Genomic DNA, 25401 nt, shown 5'->3' with positions numbered 1-25401 from the left:
GGGGGGGGGGTCACGGGGGGGGCGCCCCCCCCCCCGCGGGGGGGGGGGGGGGGCCCCGGGGGGCCCGGGCGGGGGGGGGGGGCGGGGGGGGGGCCCCCCCCCCCGCCCCTCGTCCCTGTCGTACGGGCTAGCTCAGGCCGCTGTTGATCGCGCCGACCAGCTCGCCGTTGGTGGTGTCACCGCTGAACTCCCAGAAGAACGCGCCGCCCAGGCCCTGGTTCTTCGCCCAGTTCATCTTGGACGTGACCGTGGCCGGGGTGTCGTAGCTCCACCAGTTGGTGCCGCAGTGGGCGTACGCCGTGCCCGCGATCGTGCCGGTGGCGGGGCAGGAGTTCTTGAGGACCTTGTAGTCCTCGATGCCCGCCTCGTACGTGCCGGGTGCCGCGCCCGTCGCCGTGCCGCCCGGGGCGGACTGGGTGACGCCGGTCCAGCCGCGTCCGTAGAAGCCGATGCCGAGCAGCAGCTTGTCGGCCGGCACGCCCTTCGCCTTGAACTTGGCGATCGCCTCGGCGGAGTTGAAGCCCTGCTGCGGGATGCCGGCGTACGAGGTGAGCGGGGAGTGCGGGGCCGTCGGGCCCTTGGCCTCCCAGGCGCCGAAGAAGTCGTACGTCATGACGTTGAGCCAGTCGTAGTACGGCGCGGCGCCGCCGTAGTCGGCGGCGTCGATCTTGCCGCCGGAGGAGGCGTCGGCCGTGACGGCCGCGGTGATCAGGTTGTTCGGGCCGAACTTGGCGCGCATGGCCTGCATCATGTTCTTGAAGGACGCGGGGCCGCTGGTGTCGCAGGTCAGGCCGCAGGCGTTGGGGTACTCCCAGTCCAGGTCGATGCCGTCGAAGACGTCGGCCCAGCGCGGGTCCTCGACCAGGTCGTAGCAGGACTGGGCGAACGCGGCCGGGTTCTGCACGGCCTGGCCGAAGCCGCCGGACCAGGTCCAGCCGCCGAAGGACCACAGGACCTTGATGTTCGGGTAGGCCTTCTTCAGCTTGCGGAGCTGGTTGAAGTTGCCGCGCAGCGGCTGGTCCCAGGTGTCGGCGACGCCGTCGACGGACTGGTCGGCGGTGTAGGCCTTGTCGTAGTCGGCGTAGGCGTCGCCGATGGTGCACTTGCCGCCCTGCACGTTGCCGAAGGCGTAGTTGATGTGGGTGATCTTGGACGCGGAGCCCGAGGTCACGATGTTCTTCACGTGGTAGTTGCGCCCGTAGACGCCCCAGTTGGTGAAGTAGCCCAGCTTCACGGCCTTCGGGGGCGGGTTCGTCCCGCCGCCGGTGGTGCGGACGGCGACCGGGCCGGCGGCGGGGCCGGTCTGGTCTGCGGTGTCGCGGGCGACGACCGTGTAGCTGTAGTCGGTGCCGGCGGACAGGCCCGTGTCGGTGTGGGTCAGGCCCGTGGTGGTGGCGACCTTCGTGCCGTCGCGCAGCACGTCGTAGTTCTTGACGCCCTTGTCGTCGGTGGCCGCGGTCCAGGTGAGCTTCACCGACGTGTCGGTGACGTTGGAGGCGACCGGGGTGCCGGGGGCGGAGGGCGCCTTGTCACCGGGCTCCGGCTGGGTGGAGCCGTCGCAGGCGGCTCCGTTGATCTTGCAGCCGGTGGGGGCGCCGGAGCCGGCGCCGTTGTAGCCGAAGGAGAGGGAGGCGCCGGGGGCGAGGGTGCCGTTCCAGCCGACGTTCTTGGCGGTCCAGTGGTTCCCGGAGCTGGTCACCGTGGCGTCCCACGCGGAGGTGACGGAGGTGCCGGCGGGGTAGTCCCACTCGACGGTCCAGGAGTTGATGGTGGTGGTGCCGGTGTTCTTGATGGTCCAGCTGGCTCCGAAGCCGGAGCCCCAGTCCTGGGTCTTGGTGTAGGTGGCGGTCACCGAGGTGGCCGCTTCGGCGGGGGAGGCGAGGCCGACCATGGCGGCCAGCGGCAGGATCAGGGCGGTCAGTCCGGCGGCGGTCCGGTGTCTGAATCCTGATCTGCGCGACGGTGCTTGAGTGCTCAACGGTGCTCCTCAAGGTGCGGACGGGGAAGTGGGGGTGGGTCCGTGGAGATGCGCGCGCCCCGCGAGCGTAGGAAGGTCTGGACCAATCGTCAAGAGGTCCAGACCAACGTCGGCGCACTCCTCCTAGACGCCCAACTCCCGCGCCAGCACCGCCGCCTGCACCCGGCTCCGCAGCCCCAGCTTCCCCAGCACCTTGCTGACGTGCGTCTTCACCGTCGCCTCCGCCATGTCGAGCCGTACCGCGACCTCCGCGTTCGACAACCCCCGGCCGAGCGACGAGAGCACCTCCCGCTCCCGGGGCGTCAGCGCGTCCAGGACGGCCGGGTCCGCCCCCCGCCCCCGCGGGGAGGGCCGTCCGGACGCGGCGAACTCCGCGATCAGCCGCCGGGTCACCGCCGGGTCGATCAGCCCCTCGCCGCGCGCCACCGTCCGCACCGCCGCGATCAGCTCCCGGGCCTCCGCGTCCTTCAGGAGGAAGCCCGCCGCACCCGCCCGCAGCGCCCCGAAGACATGGGCGTCGAGATCGAAGGTGGTCAGGACGAGCACGTCCGCCAGCCCCTCCGCCACCACGATCCCGGTCGCCGTCACCCCGTCCATCCGGGGCATCTGCACGTCCATCAGGACCAGGTCCGGACGCAGCTCGCGCGCCAGCTCCACCGCCCGCTCCCCGTCGGCCGCCTCGCCCACCACCTCGATGTCCGGCGCGCTGCCCAGGATCAGCACCAGGCCCGCCCGCACCGCGCTCTGGTCCTCGGCGACCACCACCCGCACCGTCATGCCCGCTCCCCACCGCTCACGTCCACGGGCAGCTCCGCCCGCACCCGCCACAGTCTCCGTCCCGCGCCGTCCGTCACCACACCCGCCTCGAAGGTCCCGCCGAGCAGCGCCGCCCGCTCCCGCATCCCCACCAGACCGGCGCCCGAGCCCGGCGCGGTCGGACCGGGACGCTCCCCGTACGGGCTGGTGACGCGGACGGACAGCGCCCCCGCCGGACTCCCGAGGACGACCCTCACCTCGCCGGGGGCGGCGTGCTTCACCGCGTTCGTCAGGCACTCCTGCACGATCCGGTACGCGGCCAGCTCCACCGGCGCCGGCAGCCCGTCCGGCGCCTCCCGGGCGTCGTCCAGGACGAAGACGAGCCCACCCGGACCGCCGTTCGCCCGCGCCTGGGCGATCAGCGCGTCGAGCCCGGCGAGACGGGGCACGGCGGCCGGCTCCGCGTCCGCCCCGCCGGTCCGCAGGAGCCCGATCAGCCGCCGCATCTCCGCCAGGCCCTCCACGCTGTTCTCCCGGATGACCGCGAGCGCCCGCCGGGTCGTCCCCGGATCGTCCAGCGAGAGCGCGGCCGTCGAGTGGATCGCGATCGCCGACAGGTGGTTCGCGACCACGTCGTGCAGCTCCCGCGCCATCCGGGCCCGCTCCGCCGCCACCGCCTGCGCCCGGTCCACCTCGGCGAGCAGCGCCGTCTGCTCCGCGCGCAGCCGGGCCGTCTCCGCCTCCTCCCGGTGGTTCCGCACCACCGCGCCGGTCACCGCCGGGAGGAAGGACACCATGCCGGTGAGCACGCCGGTCAGGAGGGCGACCGCGTTCCGCTGCCAGACGAGCAGGACCACCGTGACCGCGACGGTGACCAGCCCGGTGGTGTACGGGACGCGGCGGGCCGAGGCGGGCGTGCCGTACACCACCGACGCGTAGACGACGTCCGTGAACATCAGGACCGTCGAGAGGTTGCCGTTGGTGAGCTGGTCCCCGGCGATCGCCAGGGTGCCGGCGGCCAGGGCGGTCCGCGGAGCGGCACGGCGCAGCGCCTCCGCCGCGGCCATCACGGTCAGCGGGACCAGCGTCGCCCAGCGCTGCCCGATCACGTGGTCCCCCGTCACGAACAGGCCGAACGACCACAGGAGCAGACCGCCGGCCAGACCGCCGCCGGCGATGAACAGGTCGAGGCGGTGCGGACGGGGGCGGCGGGGCGCCGGCCGGGAGGGCTTCACCGGCCGGGAGGGCCGTGCCGGGCGGGGGAGCGTCACGTACCCATCCAACACGCCCCCGCGGGCGCGGACCTCCTCGTCCCGGCCGATCCGCCCCTCCGCCGAACGATGTAGGCGCGATTCCTCACCGGCGACGACGCACCGCGCCCGGCCCCGCGGAACGCTGGAGGGGAACCGAAAGGGGAACCCCGTGATCGTCACGCTGATCGTCGTCTGCGAGGTCGGCTTCTGGGTCCTGCTGGCCGCCGGCCTCGCCACCCGCTACCTGCTGAGGATGCCCCGGACGGGCATGGCCCTGCTGCTGTGCGAACCGCTCCTGGAGTTCCTGCTCCTGGCCGTCACCGCGATCGACCTGAGGAACGGCGCCGACCCCGACTGGACCCACGGCCTCGCCGCGCTCTACATCGGCTACACCGCCGGCCACGGCCACCGCACCGTGAAGTGGCTCGACGGCCACGCCGCCCACCGCCTCGGCGGCGCCCCGCCGCCCGCCGGGCCGCCGAAGTACGGCATGGCCCGCGCCCGCCACGAGGGCGCGGTCTGGCTCGGCTCGGTGGTCGCCGCCGCCGTCGCCACGGGCCTGCTGCTCCTGGCGGCCCGGTACGCCGGCGACGCCGGGAACACCGGGAGCCTGTACGACTGGATCTCCTTCGCCTGGCGGGCGGCCGGCGTCCACGGCCTGATCGCGTTCAGCTACGCCCTCTGGCCGAAGAAGGCCCCCGGGACCCCCTCCGGGACCCCCTCCGGACCCCCGGAGGACCGCTCAGCGGTCCCCTCCCGGCACCCAGAGCACGTCCCCGACCGCCTTGTTCGCGGTCCGCGCGAGGATGAAGAGCAGGTCCGATAGGCGGTTCAGGTACGTGGCGGTCAGGGCGTTCATCGTCCCGCCGTGCACCTCCAGGGCCGCCCACGTCGAGCGCTCCGCCCGCCGCACCACCGTGCACGCCTGGTGCAGCAGCGCCGCCCCGGGCGTGCCGCCCGGCAGGATGAAGGAGCGCAGCTTCTCCAGCTCCTCCAGGAAACGGTCGCAGTCGGCCTCCAGCCTGTCGACGTACGACTGCTCCACCCGCAGCGGCGGGTACTCCGGGTCCTCCACGACCGGGGTGGAGAGGTCCGCGCCCACGTCGAAGAGGTCGTTCTGGACGCGGACGAGGACCTTCACGACCTCCTCGTCGAGCTGTCCCAGGGCGATCGCGGTGCCGATGACGGCGTTGGCCTCGTTGGCGTCGGCGTAGGCCGCGATCCGCAGATCCGTCTTGGCGGTCCGGCTCATGTCGCCCAGCGCGGTGGTGCCCTTGTCGCCGGTACGGGTGTAGATGCGCGTCAGATTGACCATGCCGCCAGCGTAGGGCCTGCCCGGTCCCGGCCCGCCGGACACCCGGCCGGTGCCCGGCGTCCCGGGGCGCGGAGGCCCCCGCGCACGCCGTACGGACCCGAACGGGCGCACCCGCCGCCCGTCGTCGGTGTGACGTCCGTCAAAGAGGGCGTGACGCGCGTTACTTAGCGGTCACACGGCGCTCCGGGACCGCTAATCTCCGCCGGAGAGCCAGAAGTGAACAGGCGTGGAGGGGTGGAACATCGTGGGCAGGAAGCTCGCCGTCATCGGGGCCGGACTCATGGGGTCCGGCATCGCACAGGTTTCGGCGCAGGCGGGCTGGGACGTCGTCCTGCGTGACGTCACCGACGCCGCCCTGGCCCGCGGTACCGACGGCATCAAGGCGTCGTACGACAAGTTCGTCGCCAAGGGGAAGATGGACGCGGCCGACGCCGGGGCCGCGCTCGGCCGGATCACCGCCACCACCGAGCTCGACGCCGTCGCGGACGCCGACGTGATCGTGGAGGCCGTCTTCGAGAACCTGGACGTCAAGCACGAGATCTTCCGTTCGCTCGACAAGGTCGCCAAGGACGGCGCCGTCCTCGCCTCCAACACCTCCGCGATCCCGATCACCAAGATCGCCGCGGTGACGGAGCGCCCCGAGGCCGTCGTCGGCACCCACTTCTTCTCCCCGGTCCCGATGATGCAGCTCTGCGAGCTGGTGCGCGGCTACAAGACCGCCGACGCCACCCTCGCCGCCGCCCGCGCCTTCGCGGAGTCCGTCGGCAAGACCTGCATCGTCGTCAACCGCGACGTGGCCGGCTTCGTCACCACCCGGCTCATCGCCGCCCTCGTCGTCGAGGCCGCCAAGCTCCAGGAGTCGGGCGTCGCCACCGCCGAGGACATCGACACCGCCTGCAAGCTCGGCTTCGGCCACGCCATGGGCCCGCTCGCCACCGCCGACCTCACCGGCATCGACATCCTGGTGAACGCCGCCCAGAACATCTACACCGAGTCCCAGGACGAGAAGTTCGCCCCGCCGGAGCTGATGCGCCGGATGGTGGACGCGGGTGACATCGGCCGCAAGAGCGGGCAGGGCTTCTACACGTACTGAGCCCGGCCGCCCACCCCGCCCTCACTCCACGGGGTGAATTTCGACGGCTGTTCGCTGACAAGGCGCAACGCTTCTGCCGGTGCGGCAGTCAGTTGTTGCGAAGACGGAGCACTCTCGGGGAGCGCATATGCACATCAGGGGCGATCATGTCGAGCTGGTCGTCGGGGGCCGCCTCGACGTCCGCAGCGCGGCGGACGCCCGTACGGTCCTGCACTCGGCCGTCGACGACGGGGTCGGCGACCTGGTGCTCGACCTGACCGGTCTGGACTCCTGGGACGCCACCGGACTCGGCGTCATCATGGGCGCCCACCGGAGGGCCGGCCGCTGCGGCCGGCGCCTGGTGCTGCGCGGGGTGCCGCCCCAGATGCAGCGCCTCCTCGTCGCCACCAGGCTGCACCGCATCCTCGCCATCGAGGGCGGCCTCGCCCTGGAGTCCCTGCCCCGGGTCTGAGCCCGCCCGGCCCCGCTCCGGCCGCACCGGCCGGCGGCCGGGACCCCGCCGGGACCCATCCCGCACGCCGTTCCCGGGAGCGACCGCGCGAACCGGGCGTCACGCCCGATCCTCACAAGACCATGACGTCTTGGTCTCGGGAGCACCCCGGCTGTTCCCGGCCGTCCGGCCACGGTCTAGGGTTCGGTCGGCCCGCCCATCGACGGAAACCCACCCGGCGGGCCCCGCACACCGCTTCTTGGGGGCTAGGACCATGGACCCGATCAACCGTGGGTCGGAGGAGTACGGTCACGACACCGAGGGCGAGGAGGCCCGCCAGGGCCGTGGCGCACCCGCTCCCGTTCCCGCTCCCGCGCGTGCCCGTGTCGTCCGGCTCGTCTCCGGCGGCCTCCTCCTCACCGTCAACCCCGTCGACGGCAGCGAGATCGAGGCCTGCCCGCCCGGCCGGGACCCCGGGGCCCTCCGCCCCCGCACCGCCGAAGAGCGCGCCGAGGCCGTCCGCGCCGCCGCCCCGCCCTCCCCGCCCGGACCTGCGGCCCCCGCCCTGCCGCTCCTCGAACGCCAGGAGGAGCGCGAACGGCTCACCGCGATCCTCGGACGCGGCCGTTCCGCCCGGCTGCTCGGCGTCCCCGGCTCCGGCCGCACCACGCTCCTCGACGCGGTCGCCGCCGACTGCGCGGACCTCGCCCCCGACGGCGTCGTCCGCCTCTCCGGCCGCCACCGCACCCCCACCGACCTCCTCCACGAGCTCTTCACCGCCGTACGGCACGCCCCGGGCCGGCGGCCCGACCGGGCCGAACTCCTCGACCGGCTCCGCGACGTCGGCGCCGTGGTCGTCGTGGACGACCTGGAGTTCGGCGGCGCCGCCCTGGACGAGTTCCTCGCCGCCGCCCCCGAGTGCGCCTTCCTCCTCGCCGCCGAGCCCGGCACGCCCACCCCCTCGCCCGGCACCCTCATCGAAGAGGTCCTGCTCGCCGGCCTCGGCCGCGCCGCCGCCCTGAAGCTCCTGGAGAGCGCCGCCGGCCGCACCCTCACCGACGAGGAGGCCAACTGGGCCGGCGACCTCTGGTTCGAGTCCGAGGGCCTGCCGCTCCGCTTCGTCCAGGCCGGGGCGCTGCTCCGCCAGCGCGACCGGCTGCGCGTCACCCCCGCCGAGTTCGACGCCTTCGGCGCCCTGGAGGAGGCCTTCGGGCCCACCGGTCCCGACGCGGCGGCCGCCGCCGCGGCCGCGGCCTTCGACGGCACCGCCGACCCCGACGTCGAACTGCGCGAGATACCCCTGCCCACCCTCGGCGAGGGCGCCGCCCCCGCCGCCCTCCTCGCCTCCCGGCTCAGCCGCTCCGCCCAGACCGCCCTGCGCTTCGCCGTCGCCCTCGGCGGCGAGGTCCCGCACCAGGCCCACCTGCCGGCCCTGACCGGCGACACCCACGCCGACACGGCCCTCGGCGAACTCCTGGCCTGCGGACTGCTCTCCCCGGCCGGCCCCCGCCACCGGCTCGCCGCCGGGGTCCTCACCCAGCTCCTCGCCCACGGGTACGACGAGGGGGCCGCCGACCGCGCCCACACCGTCGCCCGGCACTACGCCTGGTGGGCCGCCCACCCCTCCGTCACCCCCGAGCGGGCCGCCTCCGAGTCCGACGCCGTGCTCGCCGCCCTGACCGCCCTCGTCTCCGGCGGCGCGGGCGAGTCCGCCGCCGAGCACCGGGCCACCGCCGTCCTCCTCGCCCGCGCCGCCGCCCCCGCCTTCGCCGCCGGGGGCCACTGGGGCGCCTGGGAGCGGACCCTGCGCGCCGGGCAGGAGGCCGCCCGGCTCACCGGCGACGTCGCCGAGGAGGCCTACTTCCACCACGAACTCGGCGTCCTCGCCATCTGCGTGGGCAACCTGGAGCGGGCCCGCGCCGAACTGGAGGCCTCCATCGGCATGCGCGGGGCGCTCGCCGACCGGCGCGGCACCGTCGCCGGCCGCCGGGCCCTCGCCCTCGTCGCCGACCTCTCCGGCGACCACCCCGCCCCGGCCGTCCTCCGCCCCGAGGAGTTCGTCTCCCCGCCGCGCGGCACCCCGGCCGTCCGCCCGGCCCCCGAGCCGGTCACGGCCCCGCTGCCCGGCGGGCCCGTACGGACGCCGGACCGGACCGCGGTCGCCGCGTTCCCCGGCTTCGCCGGCGAGGGCCCGGCGCCCGTCAAGCCCTCCGGCACCGCCGGGGGCCCCGGGCGCCCCGGACCCGGCGCCGGCATCCTCGACGTCGCCCGCCGCAACCTCGCGGCCGTCGGCGCGGGCGCGCTCCTCCTCGTCGTCCTCGGCACCGTCGTGACCCTCGGCGCCACCTCCGGCGACGGCGAGCACCCGGCCCCCCAGCGCGTCACCTCCGACAGCACGGCCACCGAGGACGGCAACGGCGACGACGGCACGGACGCCGGGGAGACGCCCGCGGACGACGGGACGGGGGAGCCGGGGAGGACGAACGGCCCCACCGGCACCGGCTCCCCGGCCCCCTCCGGTTCCGGGGGCCCCTCCCCGTCCTCCTCCACGAGCCCCGGCGCCACCACCGGCACGCCCTCGCCCTCGGGGTCCCCGGACGGCCCGGCGCCGACGACGTCCCCGACCGGGACGGCGCGGCCGACGGCGTCCGCGACGCCTTCCGCCACGACCGGCGGCCCGCGTCCGACGAGGACGACCCCGACGTCGCCCTCCTCGACGACGTCGGGGCCCCCGGCGAGCCCGTCCACGACCCCGGCGCCCACCTCCCCGACGCCGACCTCGCCGACGCCCACCTCGCCCGGCACCGAAGAGGGCAGCCCCAGCAACTCCGCCTCCGCCCCCCTCGGCGACCGCCCCGGCACCACCACCACCGCCCCGGAGCCGCCCGTCTGACCCCCGCCCGGCACACGGGCGAAGGGGGCGGCCCCGGACGCGTTCACCGCGTCCGGGGCCGCCCCCTTCCTCCGTACCGCGTCCGGAACGTGCCGGAGAGTCCCGTCGTCCGGAACCCGCCTCAGAACAGGCGCAGCTTGTCGTCCTCGATGCCGCGCAGCGCGTCGTAGTCGAGGACCACGCAGCCGATCCCGCGGTCCGTCGCGAGGACCCGCGCCTGCGGCTTGATCTCCTGCGCCGCGAAGACGCCCCGCACCGGAGCCAGGTGCGGATCGCGGTTGAGCAGGTCCAGGTAGCGGGTCAGCTGCTCGACGCCGTCGATCTCGCCCCGGCGCTTGATCTCCACCGCGACCGTCGCGCCGTCCGCGTCCCGGCACAGGATGTCCACGGGGCCGATCGCGGTCGGGTACTCGCGGCGGATCAGGGTGTAGCCGCCGCCCAGGGTCTCGATGCGGTCGGCGAGCAGTTCCTGGAGGTGGGCCTCCACGCCGTCCTTGATGAGTCCCGGGTCCACGCCCAGTTCGTGCGAGGAGTCGTGGAGGATCTCCTCCATCGTGATGATCAGTTTCTCGCCCGCTTTGTTGATCACGGTCCAGACGCCCGCGTCGTCGCCCGTGCCCTCCTTCAGGGTGCACGGCGGGGACATCCAGTTGAGCGGTTTGTACGCCCGGTCGTCCGCGTGGACGGAGACGCTGCCGTCTGCCTTGACCAGGATCAGACGGGGTGCGGAGGGCAGGTGGGCCGTGAGCCGGCCCGCGTAGTCCACGGAGCAACGGGCGATGACGAGACGCATGGTCGGCAACGCTACAAGACGGGTGCTCTTCCGCGCGATCCGGGCACCGGCCGGGCACCGGCGAGGGATCTTGATGAGCCGAACACCCGTCGGTTATCAGCCGGTTGTGTCCTCCATCTTCTGGTGCGGCCAGCACTGCGCGCTTACCGTGGAAGCCGGAGGTCGCCGTCCGTGCACGCTGCGTGGCGGGCGGACCGGCCTTCGGCCCTGCCCGCAAGACCCCGTCCGCGGGGTCGCGAGAGGAGAACCCATGTCGCTCGACGTCTCACCGGCCCTGTTGGAACAGGCCGAGCGAGGCGAGGTCGACGAAGCCGACTTCGTCGACTGCGTCCGGACCTCCCTGCCCTACGCGTGGGAGATGATCAGTTCTCTGGTGGCCCAGCTGAAGGTCGACGGCGGAGAGTTCGCCGACAACCAGACGCCGCCGCCGAACGAACAGGCACGCGGTCAGCTGCTGCGAGCCCTCGCGAGCGATGCCATTCGTGGCGCCCTGCAGCGGCACTTCGGGGTGCGTCTCGCCTTCCAGAACTGCCACCGGGTGGCGGTCTTCCCGCTGGACCCGGCGGTGGACGACCGGCTCGCCCGTTTCACGTCCGTGCGGGGGCAGCTCCTGAACCAGTCGCCGGAACTGCGCGACTGCTGAGACATGGTGCTGCCGCTCCCCGTCGTGGGAGAACGCGGCCGGTGCGTGTCGACGCGCACCGGTACGGCGGGACGCCGGAGCGGCAGCACAGTCCCGCGGGGAACACCGGGCCCCGCACCCGCCGGGCCGGGAGTCGCCCCCGCCGGGCCGTGCCCCGCACCCGCCGGGCCGGGAGTCGCCCCCGCCGGGTCGGGAGCCGCCGGACCGGGCCCCGCTCCGGGGCCTCAGGCCAGGAGCGGCAGGACCTCCGCGCCGAGCCGCCGGACGTTCTCCTCGGTCGCCGCGAGATCGCCCGAACCCTCCGCGAGCAGGGCGAAGCGCGTGATGCCCGTACGCTCCGCCGTCGCCGCGAGCCGGTCCGCCGCGAGCCGGGGCGTGCCCACCGGGTGCAGACCGCACAGCAGCTCCGTGTACGCCACGGGGTCCCGCATGGTCCGGTGCCGGCCGTCCACCGTCACGTGCGCGTCGAGCCCCTGCCGCAGCCAGCCGGGCATCGCCTTCACCAGCGCCTCGGCCGCGTCCTCGCGCCGGTCCGCGAGCTGGGCCACCCCCGCCGACACGTGCAGGGAGCCGATCCGCGCGACCTCGTCCGGATTCCGTCCGGACTCCCGGGCCCAGCGCGCCCACGCCCCGACCGCCTCGGCCTTCTCCTCGTCGCCGCAGTGCATCCCCAGGAGCATCGGCAGCCCGCGCTCCGCGGCCAGCCGCACGCTCTTCGGCGAGGTGCACGCCACCACCACCTCCGGGCCCGGCTCCCCGCCGATCAGCTCGCCGGGCCGGGGCACCACCGCCACCTCGCGGAAGGCGAACCTCTCGCCCCCGGCGCCCACGCGCGGCTCGGTGAGCCAGCGCAGCAGCAGGTCGAGCGATTCGGGGAAGCCCTTCTCGTACGCCTCCAGGCCGGACCCGAACACCTCCAGGTCCACCCACGGGCCGCCCCGGCCCACCCCGAGGGTGAACCTGCCGCCGGAGGTGAGGTGCAGCAGCGCCGCCTGCTCGCCCAGCGCGACCGGGTGGACGGTCGGGAGCACGCTCACCGCGGTGCCCACCCGCAGCCGCCGGGTGCGGCCCAGGAGCAGGGCGGCCAGCGTCACGGCCGAGGGGCAGACCCCGTACGGCACGAAGTGGTGCTCGGCCAGCCAGACCGAGTCGAGCCCCGCCTCCTCGGCGACCTCGGCGGTCCGCACCGCCCGGTGCAGCGCCTCTCCCTGCCCCTGTCCCGGGAACTGTGCGGCCAGAACGAACGTACCCACGCGCATCGCCTTCTGCCTCCTCGCGGCCGACGCGTATCTCCCCCCGCACCGGCAACAACGCCTGACACGTGCCAAAGGCAACGGCCGTTCATGAAGTTCTTGCGATTTTCGGCTAAGCCCCCGCTCACGGGCCCGGGGCACCCCGTCGCGGCCCGTAGGCTGGAGAGAACCGTACGTGCTCCGAGCCCCGTGAGGTGTGCCCGTGTCCCCGCGCCACAACCGCTCCCGCGGTCGCGAGAAGTCCGCCCTCCAGGACGACCCCGGCAGCCGGTACGGCGGAGTGCAGCGCACCGAGACCTGGCAGGACGAGGAGTGGTACGTCCGCCTCGTCGCCGGCGCCGCCGCTCCCGGCAAGCGCTACCGCTGCCCCGGCTGCGACCAGGAGATCCCGTCCGGCGCCCCGCACGTGGTCGCCTGGCCGGAGTACGGGGGAGTGGACGACCGGCGCCACTGGCACAAGGCGTGCTGGAACGCGAAGGACCGCCGCACCAGCCGGGTGCAGCGGTCCCGCAACGCGCCGAGGTACTGAGGGCCGGGCCTACACGTCCCGGCTGTTCAGCAGCGCGTAGGCGCCGCCCAGGGCGGCCGCGGCGCAGCCGGCCATGATCAGCAGCGGCTCCCAGCCCGCCGGACCGCCCGTGCCGAACGGCGGCTCCTCGCTGTACAGCGCGATCATCTGCGAGGGGATGGCGTACGTGAACAGCCACTGCTGCACCGACTCCAGCGTCTCGGAGAACATGAACATCGCGGCCACCAGCGGCAGGAGCAGCACCCCGATCATCACGGTGATCGCGCCCGCCGAGTGCCGGACGATCGTGCCGACCGCCAGCGACACCAGACCGAGCAGGGCCAGATAGGCGCTCGCCCCGACCGTCGCGCGCAGCCAGTCCCCGGCCGACGGCACCGCCGCGTCCACGATCGAGACCTGCGCCAGCGAGACCAGCGACGCGACCACCGCGGTGACCGTGAAGACCAGCAGGAAGAAGACGATCGCCTTCGCCGTCAGCACCCGCGCCCGGCTCGGGCAGGCCGTCAGGGTCGTGCGGATCATGCCCGTGCCGTACTCGGAGGCGACCGTGAGCACCCCGAGCGTGATCACGCAGATCGAGGCCGGCAGCATCCCGAAGAAACCGAAGGCGAGCGCCGTCTCCTCGCCCATCGACGCCTCGGCCGTCGAGGCGAGGGCCGCCACGCCCAGGCCGATGGCCACCATCAGCAGGATCATGACGCCGAGCGTCCACATCGTCGAGCGCACCGAGCGGATCTTCGTCCACTCGGAGGCCAGGGCGTCCCCGAGGTGCGCCCGGCGGACCGGGATGGGGGAGACGTAGGAGTGCGGTGCCGGGGCGTGGTGGTGCGCGGGGGCGGTCATCGGGCGTCCTCGGTGGTGTCGCTCGGCTGGGAGGTCGGCGGGGGACCCGGCAGGGGAGGAGCGCCCGGCGCGGGGGCCCCCGGCGCGGTGGCGTACGGGTTCTGGCCGGGCGGCGGCGGGGCGTACCACCCCTGCTGCGGCACGTCCTGGACCACCGGCCGCGGCGGCACCCCGTACCCCGGCTGTCCGGGCTGGAGCGGCGGCTGGAGGTGCGCGAGCCGGTCGTCGGTGGAGCGGTAGTCCACGGCGCCCTGCGTCATCCGCATGTACGCCTCCTCCAGGGACGCCTGGTGCGGGGACAGCTCCCAGAGCCGTACGTCCGCGTCGTGCGCCAGGTCGCTGATCCTGGACAGCGGCAGGCCCGTGACCCGCAGCGCCCCGTCGGGCTCGGAGAGCACCTGCCCGCCGGCCTCCGTCAGGACCGCCGTCAGCTTCTCCCGGTGGGCCGGCTCGGCCGCCGGGGTCCGCACCCGCGCGAAGTCGGCGGAGTTCGCCGAGATGAAGTCCTTGACGCTCATGTCCGAGAGCAGCTGCCCCCGGCCGATCACGATCAGGTGGTCGGCCGTCAGCGCCATCTCGCTCATGAGGTGGCTGGAGACGAAGACCGTCCGGCCCTCCGAGGCCAGCTTCTTCATCAGGTTCCGCACCCAGAGGATGCCCTCGGGGTCCAGACCGTTGACGGGCTCGTCGAAGAGCAGCACCTGCGGGTCGCCCAGGAGCGCCGCCGCGATGCCGAGCCGCTGCCCCATGCCGAGGGAGAAGCCGCTGGACCGCTTCCTGGCCACGTCCTGGAGGCCGACCACGCCGAGGACCTCGTCGACCCGCCGCGCCGGGATGCCGGCGAGCTGGGCGAGCGACAGGAGGTGGCTGCGGGCGCTCCGGCCGCCGTGCACCGCCTTGGCGTCGAGGAGCGCGCCCACCTGGCGGGGCGCGTTCGGCAACTGCCGGAAGGGGTGCCCGCCGATCGTCACCCGGCCCGCGGAGGGCCGGTCGAGCCCGAGGATCATGCGCATCGTCGTCGACTTCCCGGAGCCGTTGGGCCCCAGGAAGCCGGTGACCACACCCGGCCTCACCTGGAAGGAAAGGTTGTACACGGCCGTTTTGGCGCCGTAGCGCTTGGTCAGGCCGACTGCCTCGATCATTCTGCAGCCCCATCGACGGATCGGTCGCGTCCTCTTCGGGGCGTGGCGGCCGTCGGCCGGAGCCCCCCGTATGAGCTAGGAGCTTATCGAGCCGTTGACGGTTCCGGCCAAACGCGGAGGATCGGGCACCGCCCCTTCCCGGGCGCCGGGGAACCGCCGGGGCCCGGCCGCCGCGGCCCCGGCGGTTCCCCGGCGGCGGGGCTCAGGCGTCCCGCCGCCGCAGCACCAGGCAGCCGCCGACGAGCGCCGCGACCACCCAGAGCGCCATGATCCCGAGCCCGCCCCACGGGCCGTACGGCGCCTTGTCCGAGCCCATGGCGCCCGGCACGACCTGCATGATCTTCGACCCCGCCTGGTCCGGGAAGTACCGCGCCACCTCCTTGGCCTTCGGCACCTGCGCCAGGATCTGCGAGACGAGGAAGAAGAAGGGCACCAGGATGCCGAGCGAGAGCATCGAGGAGCGCAGCATCGCCGTCACCCCCATCGAGAAGACCGCGATCAGGCCCATGTAGAGCCCGCCGCCGATCACCGCCCGCAGCACGTTGTCCGCGCCGATCGTGGTCCCGTGCTCCCCGAGCAGCGCCTGTCCCAGGAAGAAGGAGAGGAAGCTCGTCGCCAGACCCACGGCCAGCGCCAGCACCCCCGCCACCGCGATCTTCGAGAGGAGGAAGGACGTCCGCCGCGGCACGGCCGCCAGCGAGGTGCGGATCATGCCGGAGGAGTACTCGGTCCCCACCACCAGGACGCCGAAGACGACCATCGCCAGCTGGCCCAGGGACGTCCCCGCGAAGCTGATCAGGGTCGGGTCGAAGGTGAGCCGCTCGGCCTCGCTCATGTCGTCGAACGTGTTCGCCACGAGCGCGCACAGGGCCGCGCTCATCGCCACCGTGACGATCAGGGCGCTCACCAGCGTCCAGACGGTCGACGCCACCGTCCGGATCTTGGTCCACTCGGACCGGAGGACCGCGGATGCCGCTGTCATCGTTCAGACTCCCTCGGAGGTCGTGCCCCACCGGGGGCCGGGCGCCGTCGCGCCGCCGTGTACGTCGGTGCCGTGCGCGTGGTACTCCACCGCGCCCGCCGTCATCCGCATGAAGGCCTCTTCGAGCGAGGCGCGCTGGGAACTCAGCTCGTGCAGCACGATCCCGTTCTCCGCCGCCAGCTCGCCCAGCCGCTCGGTCGCCGCCCCGTCCACCTCCAGGGCGCCGTCGTCCGCCTCGACCGCGGTGAGGCCGTTCGCGTGCAGCACGTCCCGCAGCCGTTCCCGCTGCGGTGAGCGCAGCCGCGCGTAACTCCGCGAATTCTGCTGGATGAAATCCGCCATCGACGTGTCGGCCAGCAGTTTTCCCTGGCCGATCACGATCAGGTGATCGGCCGTCAGCGCCATTTCGCTCATCAGATGACTGGAAACGAAGATCGTCCGGCCCTCGGCGGCCAGCGCCTTCATCAGATGGCGAATCCAGTGAATTCCCTCGGGGTCCAGACCATTGACGGGTTCGTCGAACATCAGGATCTCGGGATCGCCCAGGAGCGCCGCCGCGATGCCGAGCCGCTGCCCCATGCCGAGGGAGAAACCCTTCGACTTCTTCTTCGCGACCGGGGTCAGGCCCACCAGGCCGAGCACCTCGTCCACCCGGCTCCGGGGGATGCGGTTCGACTGCGCCAGACACAGCAGGTTGTTGTACGCCGAACGGCCCCCGTGCATCGCCTTGGCGTCGAGCAGCGCCCCGATGTGCTTCAGCGGCTCGTCCAGCTCCCGGTAGTGCCTGCCGTCGATCCGGACCGTCCCGCTCGTCGGGTTGTCCAGGTCGAGCATCATCCGCATCGTCGTCGACTTGCCCGCCCCGTTCGGTCCGAGGAAGCCGGTCACCACGCCGGGCCGCACCTGGAAGGAGAGATGGTCGACCGCGGTCTTCGCCCCGTAACGCTTGGTCAGGCCCTCAAGCTCGATCATGCGTCCAACCTACGGGCGCGCGAAACCCTCCGCCACCGGAATGACGGAGGGTTTCGACGAACTTCGCACCCCTGCTACCGGCGTGCGGTCACCGCGTCTGCTGGGCCGGGACGCCGGTCTGACGGTCGTCGTCGACCGGGGAGCCGGCCGCCGCCACCGCGGCACCGGTCAGCGTCGCCAGCATCTCGCGGACGTTGGTCAGCTGCGCGTTGATGGAGTCGCGGCGGTTCGTCAGGGCCGCCAGCTCGCGCTCCGATTCGCTGCGGATGCGGTCGGCCTTGGCGTTCGCGTCGGCCACGATGTCCTCGGCCTGGCGCTGCGCCGTCTCCACCGTCTGGCGGGCGCGGCGCTCCGCGTCCGTCCGCAGCTTCTCCGCCTCCAGACGGAGCTGCTCGGCCCGGTGCTCGATCTCCGCCAGGCGCTTCTCGGCCTTCGCCTGACGCGAGGCCAGGTCCCGCTCCGACTGCTCGCGGCGCTTCGCCAGGTTGGTCTCGAAGTCCGCGGCGGCCTGGGCGGCCTTGGCGCGGGTCTCCTCGAAGAGGGCCTCCGCCTCCTCGCGCTTCGACTGCGCGTCCTTCTGCGCCTCGGCACGCAGCGAGTTGGCCTCCCCCTGGGCCTTCTCGACGATCCGGACACCCTCGTCCTCGGCCTTCGCCTTGCGGTCGACGGCGAACGACTCCGCGTCGTTGCGCACCTGCTGGGCGGCCGACTCGGCCAGCTCGCGGTGCTGCTCGGCGGCGCGACGGGCCTCCTCACGCAGGTCCTTGGCCTCCTCCTCGGCGAGCCGGAGGATCTTCTCGACCCGGGCACCCAGACCCGCGTACGACGGCTCGGCGTCGGTGACCTGCGCCTGGGCGTTCTGCGTCTCGAGGTGCAGCTCCTCGATGCGCTTCTCCAGAGAGGTGATGCGGGAAAGGGCACTGTCGCGGTCGGCCACGAGCTTGGTAATGCGGTCGTCCACCTGACCGCGGTCGTAACCGCGCCGCACGAGCTCGAAGCCGAAGGGGGAGGATGTGTCGCTCATGGGGTTCCTGTCGAATGAGACCGGTGAGGTGTTAGAGGGAATCCTAGGGGCCGAAGCGGCGTGTCATCGAGCGTATGCCGGTTTGGCCCGGAGAATGTCCAGTCTTTTGAGTGGCTAGCCGTCCTGGGACTTGCCGCCCGTACGAGTGGAACCCGCCGAAGCCCCCGCCCGGGTGCCCGGCGCCCCCGCGGGCTTCGCGCCGCCCGGGGCCTCGAAGGACTCCAGCGCCTCCAGCACGTCCTGGACGCGGGAGATCTCGGCGTTGATGTCCTTGCGCCGGCGCACCAGGACCTCCAGCTCGCGCTTGCCCTCCGCGATCGTCTCCGCGGCCTCGGCCGCCGCCTCGGCCCGCATCCGCTCGGCCTCGGCCTTGATGCCCTCGGCCTCCGCGACGAGCGACGCCTTCTTCTGCTCGGCCTCCTTGAGGAGCGCCTCCGCCTTCCGCACGGCGGCGATACGGACCTTGCTCGCCTCCGAACTGGCCTCGGAGACCAGCTCCTTCGCCTTCTCCTCGGCCTCGGCGCGCTGCTCCGTCGCCGCCTTCACCAGCTTGTCGACCCGCTCGCCCGCCGTCTTCATCTGCTCGGCCGTCTCGCGTCGCGCCCGGTCGTGCAGCTCCTCGATCTCACCCTCGATCCGGCCCCGCAGCTCCTCGGCCCGCTCCCTTATGGCGGTCGCGTCGCTGCGCGCCCCGACCAGCAGTTCGTCCGCGTCCGTACGCGCCTTCTCCACCAGCGAGTTGCCCTCGACGGTCGCCTCGGCGACGATCCGCTCCGCCTCCTTGCGGGCCGCGCCGACCATCAGGTCCGCCTGCGCCTCGGCCTCCGTGGTGGCGCGCAGCGCCTCCTCCTGGGCCTTGGCGACGAGCTGGTCCGCCTGCTCGGCCGCGTCCGAACGCTTCTTGGCCCCGGCCTCCCGCGCCTCGTCCAGGACCCGGTCCGCCTCCTCGCGGGCCTCCGCGCGCATCCGCTCGGCCGCCGCCTCGGCGTCCGCCCGCACCCGCTCCGACCCGGCGCGGATCTCCTCCGCGTCCCGCCGCGCGGACCCCAGGGTCCCCTCCGCCTCGGCGCGCGCCTCCGCCACGACCGACTCGGCCAGCTCGGCCGCCTCGCGGGTGAGCCGTTCGGCTTCGCCGGTCGCCTCCGCGAGGAGAGCGTCGGCCTGTTCGGCGGCGTCGCCGCGGCGCTTGTCGGCGGCCTTGCGGGCCTCGTCGAGGACCTGTTCGCCGTCCGCCAGGGCGGCGGCCCGCAGCGCCTGGGCGTGCGCCTCTCCGTCGATCCTGATCTGCTCGGCCTCGGCGCGGATGCGCAGGGCGTCCCGCTCGGCGGCCTCCATCAGCTCGACCGCCTCGCGGGTGAGCCGTTCGGCTTCGCCGGTCGCCTCCGCGAGGAGGGCGTCGGCCTGTTCGGCGGCGTCGCCGCGGCGCTTGTCGGCGGCCTTGCGGGCCTCGTCGAGGACCTGCTCGCCGTCCGCCAGGGCGGCGGCCCGCAGCGCCTCCGCGTGCGCCTCCCCCTCGGCCCTGATCCGCTCGGCCTCGGCGCGGATGCGCAGGGCGTCCCGCTCGGCGGCCTCCATCAGCTCGACCGCCTCGGCGGTGAGCCGGTCCGCCTCGGCCCGCGCCTCGCCGACCACCGTCTCCGCCCGCTCCGCGGCCTCCGAACGAATCCGGTTCGCGTCGTCCCGGGCGTCCGCCCGGGTACGGGCGGCGTCCTGCTCGGCCGCGGCGAGGGAGTCCGTCACCTCGGTCCGCACCCGCTGCGCGTACTCGGCGGTGTCCGCCCGCAGCTTCTCCGCCTCGGCGAGCGCGTCCGTGACCGTCCGCTCGGCCAGCGCCTTCGCGGCCTCCGACTCCTCCTGGGCGCGCGTCCGCGTACGGGCCGCGTCCTCGGCCGCCCGCTCCCGCTCCTCGTACGCGTCGGCGCGGACCCGGTCCGCCTCCTCCCGCGCCTCGGTGCGGGCCCGCTCGGCGGCGTGCTCGGCCGCCGACCGCAGCCCGGCGATCTCCTCCTCGGCCTGCTCGCGCAGGCCGGCCACCGACTCCCGCACCTCCTGGGCGGTCTGCTCGGCCGCGGCGACCACCTCGGCCGCCCGCGCGTCCGCCTCCTCGGCCAGCCGCTGCGCCTCGGCCTGCGCCTCCTCGACCCGCTTGCGGGCGGCGGCGAGCAGTTCCTCGGACCGCACCCGGGCGTGCTCGCGCTCCCGGCCGGCCTCGGAACGGGCCGACTCCAGCGTCTCCTCGGCCTCCCGGCGGCGCCGTACGGCCTCCTCCTGCGCGGCGGCCAGCGCCTCGGCGGCCTCGGCGGCCACCCGCTCGGCCGCGGCCGCGGCCTCCGACCGCATCCGGTCGGCCGTCTCCTGGGCCTCCGACCTCAGGCGCTCGGCCTCGCCGGACGCCTCCTCGCGGAGCCGCACCGCCGCCGTCTCGGCCTCGGTGCGCGCGGCGGACGCGTCCGCCGCCGCCTCGGCCCGCAGCCGCTCGGCCTCCTGCTCCGCCTGCTCCCGGAGGGTGCGGATGCGCTCGGCGGCCTCGGTGCGCAGCCGCTCCGTCTCCTCGGCGGCCTCGCGCCGGATGCGCTCGCCCTCGGCCCGCGCGTCGGTCAGCTCCTCCCCGGCGGCCGTGACCTTCGCGTCGGCCTCGGCGTGCAGCCGGGCCAGCTCCTCGGCGGCCTCCGCGCGCCGGGCCTCGGCGGCCCGCTCGGCGTCCGCGCGCAGCCCCGCCGCGGCCTCCTCGGCGGCCGTCCGCACGGACTCGGCCTGCTCCTCGGCCTCGGCGCGCAGCCGCTCGGCCTCGGCGCGGGTGCGCTCCAGGGTCTCCTCGGCCTGGGTCCGGAGCGTCTGGGCGCGCTCCATCGCCTCGGACTTGACCCGCTCGCTCTCCGCGCCGGCCTTCGTCCGCAGCTCCTCGGCGTCCGTACGGGCCTTGGACAGCAGCTCCTCGGCGGTCTTCGCCGCCTCCTCGATCTGCTGGAGGGCCTCGCGGCGCGCCTCGCCCCGGATGCGCTCGCCCTCGTCGATGGCCTCGCCGCGCAGCTGCTCGGCCTCGCCGCGCAGCCGCCGCGCCTCCTCCTGGAGCTCGACGGTCTTGGCGCGGTACTCCTTGGTGTCGTCCTTCGCCGAACCGAGCAGCTCGTCGGCCTGCTCCTCGGCCTGGGCGCGCAGCCGGTCCGCCTCGGCCTCGGCCTCGCGGCGCACCCGCTCGGCCTCCTCGGCCGCCTTGCGGGTGGTCTCCCGGGCGTCCTCGGACGCCTTGGTGAGGATCTCCTCGGCGCTGCGGGCGGCCTTGGCGAGCGCGGCGGCGGAGTCCTCGGCGGCGGCCGTACGGGCCTTCTCGGAGGCCTCCGTGACCAGCTTCTCGGCCTGGGCGGTCGCCTCGCGCAGCTTCTCCTCGGCCTCGGCCCTGAGCGCCTCGGCGTCCTTGGTGGCCTCGCCGACGAGCCGGGCGATCTCCGTCTTCGCGGTCCGGGTGCGCTGCTCGTTGACCGACTCGGCGGAGGCGAGCTGCCGGGCGGCGGCCTCCTTGGCCTCGGCGAGGGCCTTCTCGGCCTCGGCGCGGGCGAGCCGGAGCCGCTCCTCCGCCTCCTGCATGCGCTGCTCGGCGGCGCGGGACAGCTCGGTGGCCCGGCGGCGGGCCTGGTCGGTCTCGGCGGCGGTGGACGAGCGCAGCTGCTCGGCGTGGCTGGTGGCCTCCTGCGCCTGGCTGGAGGCGGTGCTCAGGAGCCGTTCGGCGTCCTTGCGGGCGCGCAGCAGGATCGCTTCGGCCTCGGCACGGGCGGCCTCCGCCTCGGCGCCGACGCGGCGGCTGGTCTCCTCCGCGAGCCGGGTGGCCTCGGCGCGGGCGGTGGCGAGCGCCTGCTCGGCCTCCGCGCGCGACTCCTCCATCAGCCTGCGGGCCTGCGCCTCCGTACGGGCGCGGAGCTGCTCGGCCCAGGCGACGTTCTCGTTGACGTGCGCCTCGACGGTCTGGCGGCGCTCGTTCAGCTCCTGGTCGAGCTGCTGGCGGCGCTGGACGGCCTCGTTGTGCAGCTCGGCCTGGAGCCGCGCCTGGTGCTCGGCGTGCTCCTGGAGGATGCGCTGGGTCTGCGCCCGCGCCTCGCGCAGCTCGCGCTCGGCGTCCTGGCGCAGCTGTTCGGCCTGCGCCTGCGCGTTCCGCAGCATCTGCTCGGCCTGGTAGCCGATGTCGGCGCTGTCGTACGCGGGCCGGGACGCGATGGTGCGCCGCGCCTCGTGGAGCTTGGCGCGCAAGACCTCGACCTGGTAACCGAGGTCCTCGGCGTGCTGGACGGCCTTCTCCCGCTCGGTCCTCAGCCGGTCCATCTCGGCTTCGAACCTGGCGAGATGGTCGTCTTCAGCCCGGTGGCTCTCCTGGCGTTCGTAGCCCCGCACTGCGCGGTCCCATCCTTCCCCGAGCTCTCAACCCGTTCGAGCAGGGGAGACCCCAACCCTGGTCGCAACACTCCTGCGAGCACCGTCCCCCGGACGAGGACGGACCCCCCGGGGAATCGTGGCAGATCGGACGACCCCGGCACCCCTACTTCGGTGCCACGCGGGGCAGCCCCGACCGGCCCCGGCCCGGAGCCGCCCACTCTACCGGGCCGGGAATCCGGTGGTCAGTGCTCCGCTGAGGAGTGGTCAGCGGACGGCTCGGCCGAGGTGACCAGTTCGGTGAGGACGCCGTGGCAGTCCTTGGGGTGCAGGAAGGTGATCCGGGAGCCCATGGAGCCGGTGCGGGGCTCGTCGTAGAGGACCCGCACGCCCTTCTCGCGGATGGCGTCGGCGTCGCCGTCGACGTCGGCGGTGCCGAAGGCGATGTGGTGCACGCCCTCGCCGTTCCTGGCGAGCCACTTGCCCACGGCCGAGTCCTCCCGGGTCGGCTCCAGGAGCTGGAGGTAGGAGGCTCCGCCGTCCGAGGTCCCGTTGATCCGGAGCATGGCCTCGCGGACGCCCTGCTCCTCGTTGACCTCGGTGTGGAAGACCTCGAAGCCGTAGGTCGCGCGGTAGAACTCGACGGTGGCGTCGAGGTTGGAACAGGCGATTCCGATGTGGTCGATTCGCGTCAGCATGGGTCCAGTGCAACCCCGGAGGAGTGGTGACGCAACGTGCGCGCCGTCACACCGTCCGGCCGGTGACCGCGCGCCGCGCGCCTCAGTACATTGACGGTAAACCCTCGTTCACTTCTCATCCCAAGGGGCCGTGCCTCATGTCTGGAACGACCGGTACCACCTCAGTGATCGTCGCGGGCGCCCGCACGCCCATGGGTCGCCTGCTCGGCTCGCTCAAGTCCTTCTCGGGCGCCGACCTCGGCGGTTTCGCCATCAAGGCCGCCCTCGACCGGGCCGGCATCGGCGGCGACCAGGTGCAGTACGTGATCATGGGCCAGGTGCTCCAGGCGGGCGCCGGCCAGATCCCCGCCCGCCAGGCCGCCGTCAAGGCGGGCATCCCGATGAACGTCCCGGCCCTCACCGTCAACAAGGTGTGCCTCTCCGGCCTCGACGCCATCGCCCTGGCGGACCAGCTGATCCGCGCCGGCGAGTTCGACGTGGTCGTCGCCGGCGGCCAGGAGTCGATGACCAACGCCCCGCACCTGCTCCCGAAGTCCCGCGAGGGCTTCAAGTACGGCGCGATCGAGATGCTCGACGCCATGGCGTACGACGGTCTCACCGACTCCTTCGAGGGCGTCGCCATGGGCGAGTCCACCGAGAAGCACAACACCCGCCTGGGCATCGGGCGCCCCGAGCAGGACGAGGTCGCCGCCCTCTCGCACCAGCGCGCCGCCGCCGCCCAGAAGAACGGCGTCTTCGAGGCCGAGATCACCCCGGTCGAGATCCCGCAGCGCAAGGGCGACCCGGTGATCTTCGCCAAGGACGAGGGCATCCGCGCGGAGACCACCGTCGAGTCCCTCGGCAGGCTCCGTCCCGCCTTCGCCAAGGACGGCACCATCACCGCCGGCACCTCCTCGCAGATCTCCGACGGCGCCGCCGCCGTCGTCGTGATGAGCAGGGCCAAGGCCGAGGAGCTGGGCCTGGAGTGGATCGCGGAGATCGGCGCCCACGGCAACGTGGCCGGCCCGGACAACTCCCTCCAGTCGCAGCCGTCCAACGCCATCCTGCACGCCCTGAAGAAGGAGGGCCTCACCGTCGACGACCTCGACCTGATCGAGATCAACGAGGCCTTCGCCGCGGTGGCCGTCCAGTCCATGAAGGACCTGGGCGTCACCTCCGACAAGGTGAACGTCAACGGCGGCGCCATCGCGCTCGGCCACCCGATCGGCATGTCCGGCGCCCGCGTCGTGCTCCACCTCGCCCTGGAGCTCAAGCGGCGCGGCGGCGGCGTCGGCGCGGCGGCCCTCTGCGGCGGCGGCGGCCAGGGCGACGCGCTGATCGTCCGCGTCCCCGGCAACGGCAAGTAGTACCGCACCCAAGGAGCAACGCACATGGTGGACGTCCCCGCTCTGGTCGCCCAGGCACGGGAGGGCCGGCCGCGCGCCGTGGCCCGGCTGATCTCGCTCGTGGAGGGGGCGTCGCCGCAGCTGCGCGAGGTCATGGCGGCGCTCGCGCCGCTCACCGGCGGCGCGTACGTGGTGGGCCTGACGGGCTCGCCCGGCGTCGGCAAGTCCACCACGACGTCCGCGCTCGTCTCCGCCTACCGGCGGGCGGGCAGGCGGGTCGGCGTCCTGGCCGTCGACCCGTCCTCCCCGTTCAGCGGGGGAGCGCTGCTCGGCGACCGGGTCCGGATGTCGGAGCACGCCTCCGACCCGGGCGTCTACATCCGCTCCATGGCCACCCGGGGCCATCTGGGCGGCCTCGCCTGGTCCGCTCCGCAGGCCGTCCGCGTCCTGGACGCGGCCGGCTGCGAGGTGATCCTCGTGGAGACCGTCGGCGTCGGGCAGTCGGAGGTGGAGATCGCCTCCCAGGCGGACACCTCCGTCGTCCTCCTCGCGCCGGGCATGGGCGACGGCATCCAGGCCGCGAAGGCGGGCATCCTGGAGATCGGCGACGTGTACGTGGTCAACAAGGCCGACCGGGACGGCGCGGACGCCACCGCCCGGGAGCTGAACCACATGCTGGGCCTCGGCGAGGCGCGGGCGGCGGGCGACTGGCGGCCGCCGATCGTCAAGACGGTCGCGGCCCGGGGCGAGGGCGTCGACGAGGTCGTGGAGGCCCTGGAGAAGCACCGCGCCTGGATGGAGGAGCACGGGGTCCTGGCGGAACGCCGGCGCGCCCGCGCGGCCCGCGAGGTCGAGACCATCGCGGTCACGGCCCTCCGGGAGCGCATCGGGGACCTGAGCGGCGACCGGCGCCTGGACGCGCTCGCGGAGCGGATCGTGGCGGGCGGCCTCGACCCGTACGCGGCCGCCGACGAACTGGTCGCGGGCCTGACGGGCCGCTGAGCGCGCCGTGTGTGGGGGGAGGGGGCGCCCCCCCCCCGGGGGGGGCCCCGGCCCCCCCCCCCCCCCCCGGGCGGGGGGGGGGGGCCCCGCCCCCCCCCGCGCCCCCGCCGGGCGG

Annotated in this window: 21 protein-coding genes; 8 read left to right on the top strand and 13 right to left on the bottom strand. The window is 74.2% G+C overall.

Annotated features, from left to right (window positions below; translation table 11 throughout):
- Nucleotides 1–127: 127 nt before the first annotated feature.
- The 3 genes from ACZ3IL_RS01485 to ACZ3IL_RS01475 all read right to left on the bottom strand — a co-directional run bounded on the left by ACZ3IL_RS01485 (nt 128) and on the right by ACZ3IL_RS01475 (nt 3969).
- Nucleotides 128–1978, bottom strand: coding sequence for a glycosyl hydrolase family 18 protein (locus ACZ3IL_RS01485; RefSeq protein ID WP_467385539.1), 1851 nt, complete (start codon nt 1976–1978; stop codon nt 128–130).
- Between the two features lie 123 nt (nt 1979–2101).
- On the bottom strand, nt 2102–2755 hold the full coding sequence (locus tag ACZ3IL_RS01480; protein WP_467385538.1) for a response regulator: 654 nt from the start codon (nt 2753–2755) through the stop codon (nt 2102–2104).
- Nucleotides 2752–3969 carry a sensor histidine kinase gene (locus tag ACZ3IL_RS01475; RefSeq protein ID WP_467386757.1) on the bottom strand — a complete coding sequence of 406 codons (1218 nt, stop codon included), beginning with the start codon at nt 3967–3969 and terminating at the stop codon, nt 2752–2754. Before ACZ3IL_RS01475 ends, ACZ3IL_RS01480 begins: the two co-directional genes overlap by 4 nt.
- 187 nt (nt 3970–4156) lie before the next feature.
- Between ACZ3IL_RS01475 and ACZ3IL_RS01470 the strand changes: the two genes are divergently transcribed.
- On the top strand, nt 4157–4813 hold the full coding sequence (locus ACZ3IL_RS01470) for a hypothetical protein (RefSeq protein WP_467385537.1): 657 nt from the start codon (nt 4157–4159) through the stop codon (nt 4811–4813).
- Here the strand turns inward: ACZ3IL_RS01470 and ACZ3IL_RS01465 are convergent.
- Entirely contained in the window at nt 4730–5302 is a 573-nt protein-coding gene (locus ACZ3IL_RS01465; RefSeq protein ID WP_467385536.1) for a cob(I)yrinic acid a,c-diamide adenosyltransferase, read from the bottom strand. The two genes, ACZ3IL_RS01470 and ACZ3IL_RS01465, sit on opposite strands and share 84 nt — an antisense overlap.
- Before the next feature lie 244 nt (nt 5303–5546).
- On the opposite strand from ACZ3IL_RS01465, the gene ACZ3IL_RS01460 reads away from it, so the two are divergent.
- From ACZ3IL_RS01460 to ACZ3IL_RS01450, 3 genes are all read left to right on the top strand, one after another.
- Entirely contained in the window at nt 5547–6395 is an 849-nt protein-coding gene (locus ACZ3IL_RS01460) for a 3-hydroxyacyl-CoA dehydrogenase family protein (protein WP_467386756.1), read from the top strand.
- A gap of 127 nt (nt 6396–6522) precedes the next feature.
- Complete coding sequence (locus ACZ3IL_RS01455) at nt 6523–6846, top strand: STAS domain-containing protein (RefSeq protein ID WP_030210572.1); 324 nt, start codon at nt 6523–6525, stop codon at nt 6844–6846.
- 253 nt (nt 6847–7099) lie between these two features.
- Nucleotides 7100–9718 carry an ATP-binding protein gene (locus tag ACZ3IL_RS01450; protein WP_467385535.1) on the top strand — a complete coding sequence of 873 codons (2619 nt, stop codon included), beginning with the start codon at nt 7100–7102 and terminating at the stop codon, nt 9716–9718.
- A 121-nt stretch (nt 9719–9839) separates the two neighbouring features.
- Here the strand turns inward: ACZ3IL_RS01450 and nucS are convergent, their stop codons facing one another.
- Nucleotides 9840–10511: an endonuclease NucS gene (nucS, locus tag ACZ3IL_RS01445; protein WP_467385534.1), complete on the bottom strand. Its 672-nt coding sequence runs from the start codon at nt 10509–10511 to the stop codon at nt 9840–9842.
- A gap of 250 nt (nt 10512–10761) precedes the next feature.
- On the opposite strand from nucS, the gene ACZ3IL_RS01440 reads away from it, so the two are divergent.
- Nucleotides 10762–11154: an SCO5389 family protein gene (locus tag ACZ3IL_RS01440; RefSeq protein ID WP_383177249.1), complete on the top strand. Its 393-nt coding sequence runs from the start codon at nt 10762–10764 to the stop codon at nt 11152–11154.
- A 224-nt stretch (nt 11155–11378) separates the two neighbouring features.
- Here the strand turns inward: ACZ3IL_RS01440 and ACZ3IL_RS01435 are convergent, their stop codons facing one another.
- Complete coding sequence (locus tag ACZ3IL_RS01435) at nt 11379–12413, bottom strand: LLM class flavin-dependent oxidoreductase (RefSeq protein ID WP_467385533.1); 1035 nt, start codon at nt 12411–12413, stop codon at nt 11379–11381.
- Nucleotides 12414–12609: 196 nt separating this feature from the next.
- On the opposite strand from ACZ3IL_RS01435, the gene ACZ3IL_RS01430 reads away from it, so the two are divergent.
- Nucleotides 12610–12936: an ATP/GTP-binding protein gene (locus ACZ3IL_RS01430; RefSeq protein WP_467385532.1), complete on the top strand. Its 327-nt coding sequence runs from the start codon at nt 12610–12612 to the stop codon at nt 12934–12936.
- Nucleotides 12937–12945: 9 nt separating this feature from the next.
- Here the strand turns inward: ACZ3IL_RS01430 and ACZ3IL_RS01425 are convergent, their stop codons facing one another.
- From ACZ3IL_RS01425 to mce, 7 genes are all read right to left on the bottom strand, one after another.
- Nucleotides 12946–13779, bottom strand: coding sequence for an ABC transporter permease (locus ACZ3IL_RS01425; RefSeq protein ID WP_467385531.1), 834 nt, complete (start codon nt 13777–13779; stop codon nt 12946–12948).
- A complete protein-coding gene (locus tag ACZ3IL_RS01420) occupies nt 13776–14921 on the bottom strand; it encodes an ABC transporter ATP-binding protein (RefSeq protein WP_467385530.1) in 1146 nt (381 codons plus the stop codon). Before ACZ3IL_RS01420 ends, ACZ3IL_RS01425 begins: the two co-directional genes overlap by 4 nt.
- Nucleotides 14922–15123: 202 nt before the next feature.
- Nucleotides 15124–15903, bottom strand: a complete 780-nt coding sequence (locus tag ACZ3IL_RS01415; RefSeq protein WP_467385529.1) for an ABC transporter permease — start codon at nt 15901–15903, stop codon at nt 15124–15126.
- A 3-nt stretch (nt 15904–15906) separates the two neighbouring features.
- Nucleotides 15907–16875, bottom strand: coding sequence for an ABC transporter ATP-binding protein (locus ACZ3IL_RS01410; protein ID WP_467385528.1), 969 nt, complete (start codon nt 16873–16875; stop codon nt 15907–15909).
- An 88-nt stretch (nt 16876–16963) separates the two neighbouring features.
- Nucleotides 16964–17899 carry a cellulose-binding protein gene (locus ACZ3IL_RS01405; protein WP_467385527.1) on the bottom strand — a complete coding sequence of 312 codons (936 nt, stop codon included), beginning with the start codon at nt 17897–17899 and terminating at the stop codon, nt 16964–16966.
- A 114-nt stretch (nt 17900–18013) separates the two neighbouring features.
- Nucleotides 18014–22282, bottom strand: coding sequence for a polarized growth protein Scy (scy, locus tag ACZ3IL_RS01400; protein WP_467385526.1), 4269 nt, complete (start codon nt 22280–22282; stop codon nt 18014–18016).
- A gap of 224 nt (nt 22283–22506) precedes the next feature.
- Nucleotides 22507–22959 carry a methylmalonyl-CoA epimerase gene (mce, locus tag ACZ3IL_RS01395; protein WP_467385525.1) on the bottom strand — a complete coding sequence of 151 codons (453 nt, stop codon included), beginning with the start codon at nt 22957–22959 and terminating at the stop codon, nt 22507–22509.
- 137 nt (nt 22960–23096) lie between these two features.
- Here mce and ACZ3IL_RS01390 point away from each other — a divergent pair, with 137 nt between their 5' ends.
- Together ACZ3IL_RS01390 and meaB are read left to right on the top strand one after the other, a co-directional pair.
- On the top strand, nt 23097–24305 hold the full coding sequence (locus ACZ3IL_RS01390; protein ID WP_467385524.1) for an acetyl-CoA C-acetyltransferase: 1209 nt from the start codon (nt 23097–23099) through the stop codon (nt 24303–24305).
- 24 nt (nt 24306–24329) lie between these two features.
- On the top strand, nt 24330–25286 hold the full coding sequence (meaB, locus tag ACZ3IL_RS01385) for a methylmalonyl Co-A mutase-associated GTPase MeaB (RefSeq protein ID WP_467385523.1): 957 nt from the start codon (nt 24330–24332) through the stop codon (nt 25284–25286).
- Nucleotides 25287–25401 lie beyond the last annotated feature (115 nt).

It is taken from the genome of Streptomyces sp. NPDC014907, from assembly GCF_055562975.1.
This window is presented reverse-complemented; position numbering and strand designations above follow the sequence as displayed.